The 15,354-nt window shown below is 42.5% G+C and carries 9 protein-coding genes; 2 read left to right on the forward strand and 7 right to left on the reverse strand.

Annotation, left to right across the window (positions count from 1 at the left end; genetic code table 11):
* The first annotated feature begins 477 nt into the window (after positions 1-477).
* Together MHH56_RS29850 and MHH56_RS29855 are read left to right on the forward strand one after the other, a co-directional pair.
* Positions 478-1,962 carry a competence protein CoiA family protein gene (locus MHH56_RS29850; RefSeq protein WP_339205245.1) on the forward strand — a complete coding sequence of 495 codons (1,485 nt, stop codon included), beginning with the start codon at positions 478-480 and terminating at the stop codon, positions 1,960-1,962.
* 412 nt (positions 1,963-2,374) lie between these two features.
* Positions 2,375-3,202 (forward strand): DUF5677 domain-containing protein, encoded by an 828-nt coding sequence (locus MHH56_RS29855; RefSeq protein ID WP_339205247.1) that lies wholly within the window; start codon positions 2,375-2,377, stop codon positions 3,200-3,202.
* A gap of 196 nt (positions 3,203-3,398) precedes the next feature.
* Here the strand turns inward: MHH56_RS29855 and MHH56_RS29860 are convergent, their stop codons facing one another.
* From MHH56_RS29860 to MHH56_RS29890, 7 genes are all read right to left on the reverse strand, one after another.
* Positions 3,399-4,667: an ISL3 family transposase gene (locus MHH56_RS29860; RefSeq protein WP_339205248.1), complete on the reverse strand. Its 1,269-nt coding sequence runs from the start codon at positions 4,665-4,667 to the stop codon at positions 3,399-3,401.
* A gap of 5 nt (positions 4,668-4,672) precedes the next feature.
* Entirely contained in the window at positions 4,673-7,909 is a 3,237-nt protein-coding gene (locus MHH56_RS29865) for a DEAD/DEAH box helicase family protein (RefSeq protein WP_339205249.1), read from the reverse strand.
* 2 nt (positions 7,910-7,911) lie between these two features.
* Positions 7,912-9,192, reverse strand: coding sequence for a restriction endonuclease subunit S (locus MHH56_RS29870; protein ID WP_339205251.1), 1,281 nt, complete (start codon positions 9,190-9,192; stop codon positions 7,912-7,914).
* Positions 9,189-11,216, reverse strand: coding sequence for a class I SAM-dependent DNA methyltransferase (locus MHH56_RS29875; protein ID WP_339205252.1), 2,028 nt, complete (start codon positions 11,214-11,216; stop codon positions 9,189-9,191). Before MHH56_RS29875 ends, MHH56_RS29870 begins: the two co-directional genes overlap by 4 nt.
* Before the next feature lie 129 nt (positions 11,217-11,345).
* A complete protein-coding gene (locus tag MHH56_RS29880) occupies positions 11,346-12,275 on the reverse strand; it encodes a TniB family NTP-binding protein (protein ID WP_339205253.1) in 930 nt (309 codons plus the stop codon).
* Entirely contained in the window at positions 12,268-14,385 is a 2,118-nt protein-coding gene (locus MHH56_RS29885; protein ID WP_339205255.1) for a Mu transposase C-terminal domain-containing protein, read from the reverse strand. The genes MHH56_RS29880 and MHH56_RS29885 overlap by 8 nt, the downstream gene beginning before the upstream one ends.
* 19 nt (positions 14,386-14,404) lie before the next feature.
* A complete protein-coding gene (locus tag MHH56_RS29890; protein ID WP_339205256.1) occupies positions 14,405-15,130 on the reverse strand; it encodes a hypothetical protein in 726 nt (241 codons plus the stop codon).
* Between the last annotated feature and the right edge of the window lie 224 nt (positions 15,131-15,354).

The raw sequence follows: 15,354 nt of genomic DNA on the forward strand, positions 1-15,354 counted from the left end.
TTGTCGAATAAAATTCTGTTCTTATATACTCAACCAATCAACCTGTCGAATAAAAATTAGTAGTTTATTTGATTACAGCATTATGGGCTAACTGGATCTGGTATGACGACCATGCAGAGGTACTATACAAAATAGTTTAGAATAAGGGGCGTTAAAAATGAATAATCTTTATTCTGCCAAAGATATTGTAGAGTTTTGGGTAATTACGAGAAAGAGACAAGTTCAATCATGCAATTTCATTTCCATTTGGATAATGAATCGGATAGAGGTTGCGCTTTAATGACATCGTCTTTTTTAGACCAGCTATTAAAAAATTTGCTTAAGGCATTTATGATAGATGATCCTGATTCATTTGATAAGTTATTTACAGGCACGGCAGGCATGGCGACATTTTCCTCGAGGATAGAAATGAGTTATCACTTATTTAATTGATTTGATTTATGTTAATAAGATTATTGAAGGAGTGTGGGTGTTCGTATGCTGCGTTCTCGGAGTATTCATGGTCATGATCTTTATTCCTACAGTTGTGATGAAGAATCTGCTAGACAACTTTCTAAATCAAACGAATTGTTGTGCCCTAGCTGTAATAATCCGGTTCATTATAAAAGAGGAGAGAAGGTATCCGCTCACTTCGCTCATAAAAGGATGGAATGCGTTGTTAATACGTATGAGCCCGAAACAGAAGCACACATAAAAGGGAAACAACTACTGTTTAGTTGGCTGAAGCTGGAATTTCCGGATGCACACATTGAGTTAGAGGTCTACATCCCTGAAACTCAACAAATTGCAGATATATTGGTCGATCATCTTAATGATGATCTTGCCTGCCAAAAGTGGGTATTTGAATTCCAACATAGCCCTTTATCAGACGCGAGTTGGAGTGAACGACACCAGCTATATCGGCAGGCAGGTATTCATGATATTTGGATTATGGATGCGGATATTTACTTAAAATACTCTAAGGTCGTTGAACATGCGCGTATATTCCGGGAGCCATTAGAAGTCGCCTATAATAATGCTGGTTTTTGCTACTACCTGGACATTAACAGTTTATTGCTCACCATCGATTGTAACTTTATGAGTTCTAGCTATCGGTATCCAGGTAAACCACGCGCAAAACCATGGAACTACAAGTATCATAGCCCTATGGTACATTCAACACCTTTAGAAAACGCTGAATTTATTATGCTAAGAGACTTCCCTTTTGCTGCGCTGAGCTTTCCTGAGATCGAGGACAAAGTTAATGAACGTGTCGACTGGAAACTTCAGAAATTCAGGTATGAGGAGTATATGAAACTAAAGAAAATGATTAACGATCGACTGAAGTTGATCGAAGAATATTCAAGGGATAATCGAGACGGTAGTTATTCACGCTTGCTGATGGGAGTGTTGGCTAAGAACCGATCAGCGGTGGAGGAGGATATCCTTTCATTGAATCCCGCAGTAGTCGTTGATAAATATGAGTCGATTGTCTTAAAAGTAAACGCGTGCCTTTTAGAGTATAAATCGATCCGGGAGCAATCGGATTTACAATCGAAAGTCATCGCTGAAATATCTCCAGTATACAGTGAATACCCTCAACTAGATCCTGATTATGTCGATGCTCATTCAATGGAGTTATACGACATTGCCTTCTTAAATGATATCGAGGGTAGCTTCACAGAGTTCTTGGTAGATCGTTATAGTGATAAGCTAATGATTGCATGGACTGTGATTGCCAATTACGACTTTGAGTTGTCAAAGCTTACAGGATACAATCCAAAGTATGTAGCGAAGCAACTAAGTAATGTGAAGTACTTTTTGAAACCGCGTGGCGAAGTGACAAAAGAGGAACTTGCATCACGATTTGTACAATGTAAATCCGTAGAAGAGGCTAACGAGTTGATGCTTCGAATAAAAACTGAAGTGATTGAAGAGTTAGAGAATCCCTCATGGTTAAGGGAGTTGGAAGACGATGATTAGTGATCTATGTCAGGCGTAAAAAACGGGAGACTCTGCACAACATGATGTAAGACAGGTGTAAAACTTTGTGTATTACAGTGTATTACACTTGCCCTCGGCAGATGCCGCGGGCGATTTTTTGTGTAGAAATAGCCAAGCATTTGCTCATTGCCGAGCATCCACTTTCCCTTACAAACCCACTACAGGTTATAAGGGGTTGTGCGGAAGTATAGCAAAAACTTGCATTAAAAATCACTAGCAAGTACAAAAGGAAAATGTTACAAAAAGATTCAAAGATACATATACATTATGCTAGATCTTCCCAGCTATTGAAGATCAAACAACTAAAATGTCAGACTTTCTATATAGACGGTAGTCCCAGTATTTGCTAAATTAGAGCTACCGGATAAATTTATCAAAGGGGACGTTGTAGATGATTGGAGATTATGATCAACCATATCCATTACTTGAATCACTAAGTCAAACAATACTATTCGCGGACAAACTTCTAGAAGAAGCTGCTAATAAAGGTGGGTATACCGATACTGAAGTTATCACATTTTCGCTTTTCAGGCAGTTAATTGAACAAGTAGATGGGATTTTTATCGGAGTAGATCATAATAATTATGATCTTGCTAGAACGTCTCTACGTAATGCGTTTGAAACTAATTTAGCTATTGAATATATCTATAAAGATCCGGCGCTTTTAAATGATCGTGCTTTAGCTTATAAAGTAGGATCAAAATACCAAAATATCGCTTGGTTTGATATGGCCATTCAGGAGAAGATTCTAGAACCTGAAGTCCAAGAGGCCGAACTAATTAGTAAGAAATCTGCGTTAGAGACCGAACTTAATTTACCGGCTTTATCAAGGATTTCAACTGAATGGATTCGAACAAAAGCAGGATTAAGAAGAGATGGTACACCTAAATGGTATTCACTGTATAATGGGCCATCATCAATTTACGCTCTGGCAAAACACTTAGACATGGAAAGTGAATATAAAAGGATTTATGGCTCGCTCTCTGCTACAATTCATGGTACAACAGCACTTGATAGAGTAGCATTAGAGTCAGGAACGGGGAAAGTCCTTATTTGGCCATTAAGGGATGAGGAGAGAGAGAAGGCTGAAACACCAATATATCTTGGACGGGCATTCCTTCTAAATATGATCGGAATCTTAGTTCGTAATTACGAACCGACAAAAGCCATCGAGTTTGGACCGTTCTTAGAAGAACATATTGAACCCACGAGAGCTTGAACTATTTGGACAATAAAAGCAGCGGTAGACTAAGGCTTCAAGTGCCTGCTGCTTTTTTTAGGCTATTTGCATTCTAGGGTTGGAAACATCTATTTCTAACCCTAGATCGTCAATCTGAAAGAAACCTGTACTTGGTTGGATTTTAGTTGTTTTCACCAGTACATACCAAGGTTGTTTGGGTTGAATTTTCTGATCCCTAATCCAGCTCACTACTCTCAGCTTGTTTCAGTAGCGTTGGAATATGTGGCCCATACTCAACCTTCTCACGACCTGAGCGAAAACCACTACCAACCTTGCGTGCCTCCACCGAATACAACGTCTTTGCGCGAATAATCTCATAGCTGTTCCCACGCCCTAAACGATTAGACATTTTGATCAAACCACTCAAACCTTCCGTGAAAGCATTGGTAATTGTGAATGGGGCATCCCAATATGCAAAAATTTCGTCATAGTGATTGTGAACCATTTTGACCAACTTTTTGAATGGTTCCATTCCTTCATGCGGCAACCTATTTTTCCATGCTTCAAAAGCGTTCTGAGCCAGCTGCTTTTCTGGTTCGTCATAGATTGTAAAGAAGCTTTCCTTAAGGTCATAAGCAATGGCTAACTCTGGAATTTGTTCACGAACAATAGCAAGGGCTTTGTGCTCGGCAGGTGTCAGATTCTCATGTCGTTTAAGTATCAGCCATTGAATGGACCTTTTTACATTAATTAGATTATCCTTGCTGAGTTGTACTTGATATTTCCTCCGCTCTTCTTCCAGTGCTTCCAATGCCATTTTGACAACATGAAACTTATCAATAATCAACTTGGCATTAGGCAAAAACGCTGCAAAGGAGCGTTTGAAAGGCCGCCACAAGTCGGTACAAACCCACTCAACTTTTTCACGGTCTGGCAGATCATTAAAGAATGTCTTCAGATGGTCTTGTGTGCGTTCCTCCAGCATTTCAAACACGTTATTGGTTGTTAGATTAGTAATAATGCAACGATAACCACCAGCTAGATTCACTTCATCAATTCCCATGATGACTGGTGTTTCATAGCGAACGGTTTGCTCAAGCTCTTGAATCAAGTCATGGGCAATATTTTTAACCGTATTAACGGCAACGCCTGTTTCGTCTGCCAAGGCGCGGAATGTGGCGCTAAAGCATTGCTGTCGGATGACATCAACTAAGCGTTTTGTTGCGCGGCGCTTATCGTCCAAGAAGCTCAGCTTAGACATCGCCATTTTTCCGCAGCTTTCACAGCGAAAACGCGGCCTTTGCACTTCAAGACGAACAGGCTCCATATACAGCGGCGTATCAGAAAACTTATTCTTGCGTGTCCCATGCTTGTGCATTGGGATCTTGCAATCTGGGCATATGAACGTCTCCGCAACATCCGCCACTGCAACAATGATGAGTGCCTTGCTTTCTTTATACATATCTACTGGTTTAATGCCCGGCAAATTCAATAAATCAAGCATGGGCGCTAGTCCAAGTCTATAGTCTTGCCGTCGCGCAGCATTTCATAAATCATATCAACTAGTGCGGACATACCCTGACGGTCGGATTTAAGTACCAGTGTGGCAAGCTTTTGATGGCTCGAAAGCGCCCGAACTACGGCTTGTTGCACAGCACCAGGCAGATTTCCTTTCATCGCCTGTTCGCGGGTGTTGCTCTCGACTTGCGCCATAACCACATCGCTTTCTCCGGCAATCGACTTGATTTGATTAACAAAGGCAACCTGATCCTGAACCGGTGTTGCTTCACCAAACAGGCTATTAAGCTTTTCAATGATTTCTTTCACGAACTTGGGCTTATCACCTGCGCCACCGCCACTGCCTGGGCCAATAGGTTGTAAAACAGGGTTATCTTCCTCTATAGAAGGATCCTCAATACGACCTTTAATATCAAAGCCTGTGAGTACTAAACCCTTAAGATCTACATTTTCTGGCGTTTCATTGTGAAGGCGCTTTTGCAATAACTTGGCAAAGGCGGCGAAGTTCTCAAGCTCTGGATCACCAAAATCAATGAGTTGAGCAACATAAGAGTAGGTGCGACAAAAGCGCCCCAAGTCTGACTTAAAGCCAAGTAGCGACTTTATTTGCTCTGCGTATTCATCTTGATGATGATCAGCAGATTTCATCCCCGCTTCATCACCTTTAGCATGCGCCTTTTCAAATGCAGATTCCCACGTTGCCATTGCATCACGGAGCATTTTCATCTTGTCGTTGTAAAGACGGGTAGCGCTTTCTGTTGCTGCATACAGCGCTTTGTGTTGCGGTGCTTGCGCGTGAGTAATATCACGTATAGTTTTGAAACGAGCCTCTTTGAAGACGGCTAAATCATTTTCGGTATATAGTCCATGCTCCTCTAAGCGTTCTTTAATTTCATAGACCACGTTCAAGTCTTGAACATCGTCAATTTGCGCTCCATCGTCATATATTGAAAAAGCGTAGCGAACGTTAGCAGGGTCATTCACAAAGTCGATAATGAACACCTCATCCTTACCCGGGGCCATGCGATTCAATCGCGAAAAAGTCTGCACAATTTCAACCTGGTTAGCGATTTTCTTGTCCACGTACATCGCCACCAGTTTTGGTTGGTCAAATCCCGTTTGGAATTTGTCCGCAACCAGCATAACGCGATATTCAGGGCGATCAAATGCAAAACGCAAATCCTGGCCTTGCAACTCAGGGTTCATGCTTTGTTCTGTAAACTCCTCGTTTTCGTCGACAATAAACACATCATCTTTGAATGCCTCATCATCATTGTGCATCACCTGCTTTCCGGTCATCTTACCTGAGAAAGCGACCAGCGAATGAATAAAGCTGTATTCACTGTGTTGCTCTATATAGCGGTCAAAAGCTTTTTTATAACGAATTGCAGCAGCACGAGAACTGGTGACAACCATAGCCTTTGCTTTGCCATCTAAACGATGAGCTACGTTTTTCGAGAAGTGTTCAATAATGAATTGCACCTTTTGAGTCACATTGGTGGGGTGCAGTGCCATCCATTGGGCTAAAGCGCGTTTAGCTGCCTTGCCACTCACTCGTTTGCTGTCTTCAAGCTGTTTAGAAAGATTAAAGGCGGTTTGATAAGGTACATAGCCTTTAAGTACGTCCAGAATAAAGCCTTCTTCGATAGCCTGGCGCATAGTGTATTTATGAAAGGCTTTCGGCGGGTTCTCTTTGGATGGTGGCTTTGTCATGTCGTCAGGGCGGCCAAACAACATCATAGTTGCATGTTTAGGGGTACCCGTGAAGGCAAAATAGCTGATGTTGTCAGGGCGAACTCGAGACTTTTGCAATAGTTCTAACAGCTCATCCACCGTCATAGTGGACATTTTACCCTGACCACTCATACCCAATGCGGTTTGCAATTTGGCAGCCGTAGAACCCGTCTGAGAGTTATGCGCTTCATCAATAATAACCGCAAAGTTTTTCCCCTTGAGGTTTTTATCGGTAATGATGGCCTCCATCGCATAAGGAAACGTCTGGATAGTCACAACAATAATAGGGGTTCCAGCCAACAGTGCTTCAGACAACTGCTTGCTTTTGGATTTAGAAGACTTCTGGCGGTCAATCGCGGCAATAACACCAAATTGGTGGTCTATTTGCTTAACCGCGTCCTGTAGCTGTCCATCAAGTACATTGCGATCAGTCACAATAATGACGCTGTTAAAAACAGCATCACCATTTTCTTCACGCAGTTTCACCAAATTATGAGCAGTCCAGGAAATGGTGCTGGTTTTGCCGGAACCCGCACTATGGTCAGCCAGATAGGCCATTCCTGCGCCATTCTTACGAGCATCAGCAAGCACGGCATTGACCGCTGTCCATTGATGGAAACGTGGAAATATCAGCGTCTCTTTCTTCGACCAATTACCCTGAATATCAACGACATTCTTTTTCTCCACGTAAACGAAGCTGTGGAATATGCGTAGCCACGCATCGGGTTGACACACATCCTCCCAGAAGTAGGCCACAGGGTATTCAATGCTGCCATCAGTCTTTTTCTCACCCGATGGGTTGCCAGCGCGCCCATCATTCCCCTTATTGAACGGCAGGAAGAATGTATTCACGCCATCTAGTTTGGTTGCCATCATGATTTCAGAATCAGACATGGCAAAATGCACGACTGCACCACGCTTGAAGGTCAATAGAGGCTCTTTACGCTTGGTTTTTGGATCAAATGGCAAACGATCTTGGCGGTATTGCTCCATCGCTGCCTCTGCCGATTGCGTGAAGTCCGTCTTTAGCTCAACCGTAGCCACAGGTAAACCGTTGATAAAGAACACTAGGTCAATGGCAAAATCACGAGCGGGGTGATACCTCAACTCGGGGACAACACGCAATATATTCGCTTTATAACGCTCTATCACTGCTTCGTTACGCTTATCTTCAGGTGCGGTTTCTGTCATTTCAATCAGACCGCAACCGGCAATCGAGAAGCCCTGGCGCAATACTTGTACTGAGCCTTGCTGCTCCAGCGCTTTTGTCAATCGCTCCATAACAACTTCAAGGGTTTTTGAGCTGTTTAATCGTTCCAGCTTATCCCATTTATCCTTCTGGCCACTGTTCTTAATCCAGCTTTCAAGGTCCTCTGGGAACAGCGCACGTTCAGTATCGTAACGTTTGGGGTCACCCAGCTTCCAACCTTGCTCTACCAACCGGTCAATGATGTAAGCTTGGAAGTGCTTTTCCTGATGGGCAGATGAATTCATCCCTATTCTCCTCGCAAGTCTATTTGTCCAGTCACAGCCGCTGTGATAAATGCTGAACGACGTTCTTTGAGCAAGTCTATGCTTTTTTGTGTTTTTGTAACGAGCATATCAATTGATTTAATGGCTTTGTCCAAAAAATCCGCAATCTGAGCTTGTTCTGACACACTCGGGCAGGGTACTTTTACCTGACGAAAGTTGTTATAGCTTAGGTCTTGCCCGTCCCTAATAAACATAGAGGTCGCCTGTAGGCCTTGAATGTAGGTTATTGATTTGAATAAATAAGTGAAATAACCTACATGTGAAGCAGGGGTTGGTTTTAAGACGACATATGACGAACGAACACAACCGTTCGCTTTGACTCGTTCAATTCCCCCTTGAAAGCTTCTCATGCTAATAACAAAATCGTTAATTCTTGCATGTTTTCTCTTTTCCAGATTTTTCACTGCCTGAGTTACTCTTCTGCCCTCAAGCTCCTGGAACTCTTCAAGGGGAATTACTCCATATTTTTGTGTAGCTGAAAGATGTTGATCATCTTCAAAAGCGAGTTGCTTACTTTCACTAAATAACCGATTCCCAGAAATGACTTCCCAGTGTTCCGGCACTTCCCCAATCCACTCAACACCAGAATCTTTCATTTTTACTTGAGGGTTTAGCCCTTTGGTGACAGCATGAGTAATCAGTGCCTGTCGCTTTTCTTTGAGCAAGTCAATAAAGCGGGTTTTCTTGGTTATTAGGGTGTCAATTCGAGCAATTTCAGCTTGAATGCTTTTACGGATTGCAATTTGCTCTTCGAGTGGTGGCAAAGGCATAGGAATATTGCCAATACCTTGCCAGTCTGCCCGAGGCATTTTCGCACCTTCGCATGTCGATTCAATCTGCTGTGTTACATCAGAAGTTAAAAGCCAACTTTGAAGCAATTCTGGCAATACTTTTTCAGGCTGCAGCACAAGAAATTCTGTAGAACAAATTCCGTCAAAGCCAGCAATGATTGCTTTGCGTAGGTAAGGCCTGAGCTTTCCATATAAAATTTGGCCTTCAGAAAAAGCTCCTACAGTAGAAGTATCGGTTTGCCTAGAATTACCCTCTGTTGGTGAGTATTTTCCTGAGCCCGATTCAACATCTTCAAGACCTATATAGGTAATGTTTTCGCCAATGTCGGAAGTTCTCGCGGTACTTAATTTTGTAAATCTTTTGATCGGGATGATATCCCAATGTTTTGGCACTGACTCAATCCATTTAATTCCGGATTCTTTATACTCTGGATACGGTTTGTAGTGACTCATACCTTTGCCACCTCTGACAATAGTGTGGCTATCTCGCTTTCAACCTCTTTCAAATCATAATCAATGTCATTCAGCTTGCGCGGCGGTTGGTATTCATAGAAAAAGCGGTTGAAGTTGATTTCATAACCCACGCGACCAAGCTGCTTGTCTTTGTCATCGGTAAAGCTGTTGTCGATAAACGCATCCGGTACATACGGTAGAACTTCACGCTCAAAGTAATCCTCAATGGATTCCGGGTACGGCACGTTTTCGTAATCGGTTAAGTCGGTATCCGGTACGATTTTGCCTTGCGCATCTGTACTAGGTTCAGCTTCTGGATCTTTGTGTCCAAATGCGTTCAGTAGTGCTGTAACAAAGGCCTTGTTAGCCTTCACCTTTAGCGACTTAGCTTCAGAGCTATTCACTGCTTCTTTAGCGAAGGTTTCAGCCCAACTGTACTTTTTGGTTTCACCCAAAAACGGGTTAATGGAAGCGAGCCAGAAAGATTGATGCTCAGGGGATAGTTGTTGCCAAATATCATAAGACTCAAGCCTAGATAGTCCTTGCTCATTCAGTAACAGTTTCATGCGTAACGGGCGGAGAACTTTAATTCGTCGATACCCAAATACACGGTAATTGAACATTTTTGAAAGTTCATCATTCTCAGCTGCTGCATAGATATCCAAAATCTGACGGCGCTGATCATCACTCACGATACGGCGTTTATTACCTTCGTTTTTAATGGGCGACCAAAGACTTGATGCGTTGATGAGTTGAACTTTACCTTTGCGATGTTCGGTTTTTTTGTTTGATAGAATCCACAGGTAAGTGGCGATATTGGTTCTGAAGAAAATGTCCGTAGGCAGTGCAATAATGGCTTCAATAAGGTCATTTTCAAGCAACCAGCGACGTATTTCAGACTCACCAGAACCGGCACCACCATTGAATAGTGGGGAACCAGACAATACTATAGCAGCGCGACCACCGCCATTCTGTGGTAGTTCTAATTTGCTTGCCAAGTGCATTAGGAACAGCATTGAGCCATCGCTAATCTTAGGTAGTCCTGGCCCGAAACGGCCTGAGTCACCCTGCTTGTGCTCTTTTTCAACGTCAGTTTTATCTTTTTCCCATTTCTTGCCAAAAGGAGGGTTAGAAAGGCAGTAATGAAATCGTTCACCAGCAAATTTATCATTTGAGAGCGTACTGCCCTGAAGTATGTTTTTGGATAGATCACGACCTGGATCTGATTCCAGGCGGCGAATCAGCATACCTGCTACACAAACCGCATGAGTCTCAGGTTCAAGTTCTTGCCCGTGTGGAACCAATACTGGTGGAATTTTATAGTGGCTTCCATAATCAGCAACATGGTTCATGGCATCGGTCAAAAATCCACCAGTCCCACAGGTAGGATCATACAGGGTTCTGATAAGACCAGGATTCTCTTCAAACAACGCATCATCGGGATCAAGCAATAGAGCAGTAGCTAAATGTACGATGTCGCGGGGCGTCATGAAATCCTCAGCGCCTTCATTAACCTCAGCACCAAAGCGCCGGATCAGATGCTCGTAGATATTACTCATCACTCGATCAGGCACTGTGTCAGGGTGTAAATCAATGCCAGCGAAGTTCTTACAGATAGTGTATAGCAGACCAGCTTTCTCAAGCCGGATTATCGTATTTCCGAATTCAAACTCTTCAAAAATGGCTCTAGCATTATCGGAAAATTGAGCAATGTAATCTTCTAAATTGCGGCGTGTTTTAGTGCTGCCAAGCGTCGAAAGCGAATACTCAGAGATATTGTAAAATGGGTAGCCAGCTGTTTGGCGTAAAATCGGATCAAGCTCAATTTCAGCATCCTTGAAGTTGTCGTAAGCTTCTCTTACAGCGTCTCTCGTAGATTCAAGAGCACATTCCAAACGACGTAACAAAGTGAATGGTAGTATAATCTTACCGAAATCAGTATGCTTAAAATCACCCCAAAGATCTTCTGCGTTCTTCCAAATAAAATCAGCATGCGATGCTGCCGAACCTGCGAATTCTGTCATTTTGTCCTCCAACCAACTTTTGCACAAACATTACAATATACAAGTGATAGTTGTCAACTAAGTATTGCACAAAAGAGAGGTTTTACAATTTTATATTTTTTTTTGCGATACAACCTCAGTATGCGTTTTTCAAGACTCGTAAGTCTCCGCTTTATTGAGTAGAATCAGGAACTTCTCTTCGGATTCGCCCAATACATATTTTTTAGCAGTGAGAAGAGCACTTACAAAAAGTCCATGGTCAGCTAGGTCCTCTAATTCATGCTCATTCAGCAAAATAGTGTATGCTCGTTGCAAAACTGGCGTTAGAGACCCCAATACCCCCTGGCTCATCTGAAAAAGCAGTTCTGGGATATGCAAGCCAGTGTCCCCGAGCCCCAATGGCACTGGTGGATTGATATATTCCTCAATTTTGGTCAACAAGTCGCAGAATTCCTTGTCGCACTTATCAAATCTGAGTAGCTTCACTGCTGGAAACCTACGGAAATATTGAAAATTGAGTTCGCTCAACTGTTTGGTTGCGGTTGTTCCAGAACAGACTACAGAGATATTGCCGATATTGGTCAAACTCTTGATTGATTCCATCGCTTCTATCGGTTTGACACTTCTAGAGGTTAGAATGTAATCCATCTCATCGAGGATTAGCATTTCAACGCGTTGTTGCTCGATAAGAGACAAGGCCTGGCGCTTTACGTCGCCTACCCTCACACCGGCCAATTGTGGTGCACCCAAGGCTCTTACGATTTGCTGATAGAACTCGCTCATCGTAAAAGGTTGAGGTAAGTCAGTATAGACTACGGGACGAATGTCGTACTCTGTCCCATCTTCATCCACATCCACATATCCCGGATTTGCCTTTACATATCTACGTAATAGAGTCGATTTTCCAACCCCAGACTCTCCGTAGAGAAATAAATGCCTTGGGGAAAACAACTCACGATCCATATCTTTTTCCGGCCGGAGCGAATCTAACTCTGTCCAGATCTCTTTATACCTGAGATGCTCAATATTTAGACTCATCACTCTTTGTAACAACGCATTTTTGACATCGGTATCATTCATGCTCCACTACTCCTTGCTTCCGTACTTTTGCTGCCATTTTTACTGCGTCTGCTAGCTGCTCCAAGGACGGTGCATGTTTCGATAGTGTCACTGGTTGTGGTTGTCCAACCGTAATCTCCATGTTGGCACGCTGCGCCAGTTGTCGGACCTTTCGGCCGGATTTAATCTTCTCTTGAACGCGTTGTTGCAGCTTTACTTTCGCATGCCGGACCATTTTTGTACCTGGAATCTTATTTGCCTTATCTGCTGCTTCCTCTTTTGAAATTTCACGGATAAGCTTATAGGTATACGCGTTCATTCCTTCTAACTCTTCAGCAGGGGGCAACACAGCAGGAATCTCGATATATTCAGTCGAATTCGGTGGCTGAATGAAGATCCGTGAAATGTCATCAATATCGTACTTGGCTTTATATTTAGTAGTTCTTGGACCAATCAGGTGAGAAAGCTTGTCCAATTTATACAATCGGTTATCAATCCTTATACCGTCACGTGTATAAGGTTTCATCGCGACGGGCAAGAGCTCAATAGCATAAGTTTCTTCGTCCTCAGGACTTATGAAATCCGGATATCCAACCTTTTTGAGCCCATCAACAAACCTTGTGATTGGTCGGTTTGCATTAATGGGAAGTCCTCGATGAGGTTCCATGTGATAGTGATCAACAATATACATTGTCAGAAGCTCACGAATGTCTTCGAGTGTAAAAACAGCCTCTTCTTCCGGTTTGTATTCGCCCAGGTCCGTTACACTACTCTTTCGTGTTCCATCCAGCCTATGTATTAATTTAGAATTCAAGGTACCGAAAAGCCTCTCAATGGCTGCGCCGTACTCTGGAGTTTTTCTCGGACGATATCGAACATTGGATTTGAGGGTTTCGTTTATCATACGTCTCACGGCTACACTGCGGAATTCTGGGCCATTATCCAGCAAAAAGACAGTAGGGATCCCAAATATCTCCCACTCGTTGAACAAATCATACTTTTCTTTGACTTTTTTAAAGAAAATGCCTTGTTGGATAGCCTTACGTACGACGTTCGCTGATGGGGGCTCGAAAGAGACATACATGCACCAAACCATGCGACTATATACGTCTATCCCCAACGTGATCCAAGGGCGACCGATCACCAGGCCAGAATTCCTGTCAATAACATCTATGTCAAGTTCAGTATGATCAATTTCAATAATGTGAAGTGGATATTGGGCTTCTTCATTGGAAAAACCTCTAATCAGGTCATCAAATTTCTTTGTAGCTTTACTGCCATCACGCATTCTGACTTTGATTTGCGAGTCAATGCGATCCAATAGCTTCAACATTGTGATGCGCTTCGGTTCCTCAATTCCTTGTCGAGTACATCGAAGTGCAACAGATTCGTAGAATGCCTGTTTCGTCATCCGTTTCAGGTTAAGAAATTCCTTTTCGATCACTTCTTTAATAATGGGCACATACTTCTGATCTATTCTTATATCGAGCACCTGAAGAACCTCATCGGGCTTCTTGGGGTGACAGATGACAAGTTGTTTGTTGTCAGTCCGTGATACATAGCCACCGCCAGCTCGGCTAATTAAACCTTCCTCGCCTCTCTTTTCGTCTTCGCCTTCCGCCTGTCTGTACGCTGACAACAACCGTTTGATGGTTCTTACAGACGTCCCCTTTGTCCGCTCTCCATTTTCATCAACAGTTGAATATTTATGCGAAATTTTGAGAATCAGCTCCTCTTGGGTTAACTCGTTGAGAGTCTGTCCATCGGATAGATATTCACTATGGTTCATCATAAATTCGTACATGGCTCGGATATCATGGCGCTTAACTCGTTCTAAAACAAGCAGCGCTCTAATCATATAATATCGTTCCGACACCTTCTTCCGATGCGGCTCGGATAGACTATCCAGCTGGGAAATGTACTTGGTGTTATCTTTTTCGATTTCCTTTAACATGGTTTTACCAGCTTTAAACGAGGGATTGGTTACCAACTCTACAAAGTTAATCTCAATAGACTCTCCATCCCCTTCAATCCGTTTAATCACAATGATCGGTGGAGAAATAGAGAGAACCACATACTTTCTTCCGAAATATAAGAGTTCTGCATTTAATTTGAGCTCGTTAAAGGTCATTCTTATTCTCCTTTCAGATTTATAAAAGAAACAGATTTTTTTCTGTCGGGATTCGAACTATTGAGTATTCGTTGATTGGTTCATTGATATTTATCCACAAATTTCCCTTGGCAATGAGATGATAAATAACTGGCAAAACAAGAAGGGGGTCATATTGCGGTATAAAACTCTGGGATAATTCTGCTATGGAGGTTTGTCCAATTAAGCGTAGTCTAGACATAACTACTGGTGCATAGCTGTCGAACCATTTACGGGTCTTTGTAAAACCAGCCAAAAATTCTATATTTCTTGACACGAGCTTCGGTAGTGATTTCGGATAAATGACTGAATATTCCCAGCTACGAGAATTTGCATACACCTCACAGGCTTTGTTGATGATTTTAAGCTTTTCACTTGAGTCATTCGGAGAATGCTTAATCTGATAAAGATGGGGTACAAAACCATCACGAAAAACAAGTACATCCGGTACATGTAACCAACTTTTGAGATTTCCATTGTTATCACTGTAGGGTATATGGATACGTACAGGTTGAACGTAATATCGTGCCACATTTATTTCTAGTTCGAGAAGAGAGTAAAATGCCCATTCAGTGAGCGAATCGTATTCAGCTACGATACTCATCCTGTGACTATAGAATGCACCAATCACATGAGGACGTTGCTTACTGTCCTTATTGTCCACTCTTCTTTTAGGAGCAAATTCTACATCTTCTTCTTCCCAATTATTCTTTCCAAACCATTTCATAGCTGGCCCCCTAGTTGAATTGTAACGATTTGTGCCATTTGTAATGACGCATTTCGCTCAACTTCAAGCCATTATCTACTGCATTAAGGTGAATTATACCTTGGCACAGGAATCAAGCTTAAGTATAGAAAAATCCCGCCATGGTAATGATTGTACCATAGCGGGATTTAAAATTCAGTGTCATTTGTAGTTACACACGCGTGTCATTATCAAATAGTTTTTAT

It is taken from the genome of Paenibacillus sp. FSL K6-3182 (assembly GCF_037976325.1).
Taxonomy (GTDB): Bacteria; Bacillota; Bacilli; order Paenibacillales; family Paenibacillaceae; genus Pristimantibacillus.

Excerpts from the sequence above, each read along its gene's own strand:
- MHH56_RS29870 (WP_339205251.1), bottom strand. The coding sequence starts at position 9,192 with ATGAGTCACTACAAACCGTATCCAGAGTATAAAGAATCCGGAATTAAA.
- MHH56_RS29880 (WP_339205253.1), bottom strand. The coding sequence starts at position 12,275 with ATGAATGATACCGATGTCAAAAATGCGTTGTTACAAAGAGTGATGAGT.
- MHH56_RS29860 (WP_339205248.1), bottom strand. The coding sequence starts at position 4,667 with ATGCTTGATTTATTGAATTTGCCGGGCATTAAACCAGTAGATATGTAT.
- MHH56_RS29850 (WP_339205245.1), top strand. The coding sequence starts at position 478 with ATGCTGCGTTCTCGGAGTATTCATGGTCATGATCTTTATTCCTACAGT.
- MHH56_RS29855 (WP_339205247.1), top strand. The coding sequence starts at position 2,375 with ATGATTGGAGATTATGATCAACCATATCCATTACTTGAATCACTAAGT.
- MHH56_RS29885 (WP_339205255.1), bottom strand. The coding sequence starts at position 14,385 with ATGACCTTTAACGAGCTCAAATTAAATGCAGAACTCTTATATTTCGGA.
- MHH56_RS29890 (WP_339205256.1), bottom strand. The coding sequence starts at position 15,130 with ATGAAATGGTTTGGAAAGAATAATTGGGAAGAAGAAGATGTAGAATTT.
- MHH56_RS29865 (WP_339205249.1), bottom strand. The coding sequence starts at position 7,909 with ATGAATTCATCTGCCCATCAGGAAAAGCACTTCCAAGCTTACATCATT.
- MHH56_RS29875 (WP_339205252.1), bottom strand. The coding sequence starts at position 11,216 with ATGACAGAATTCGCAGGTTCGGCAGCATCGCATGCTGATTTTATTTGG.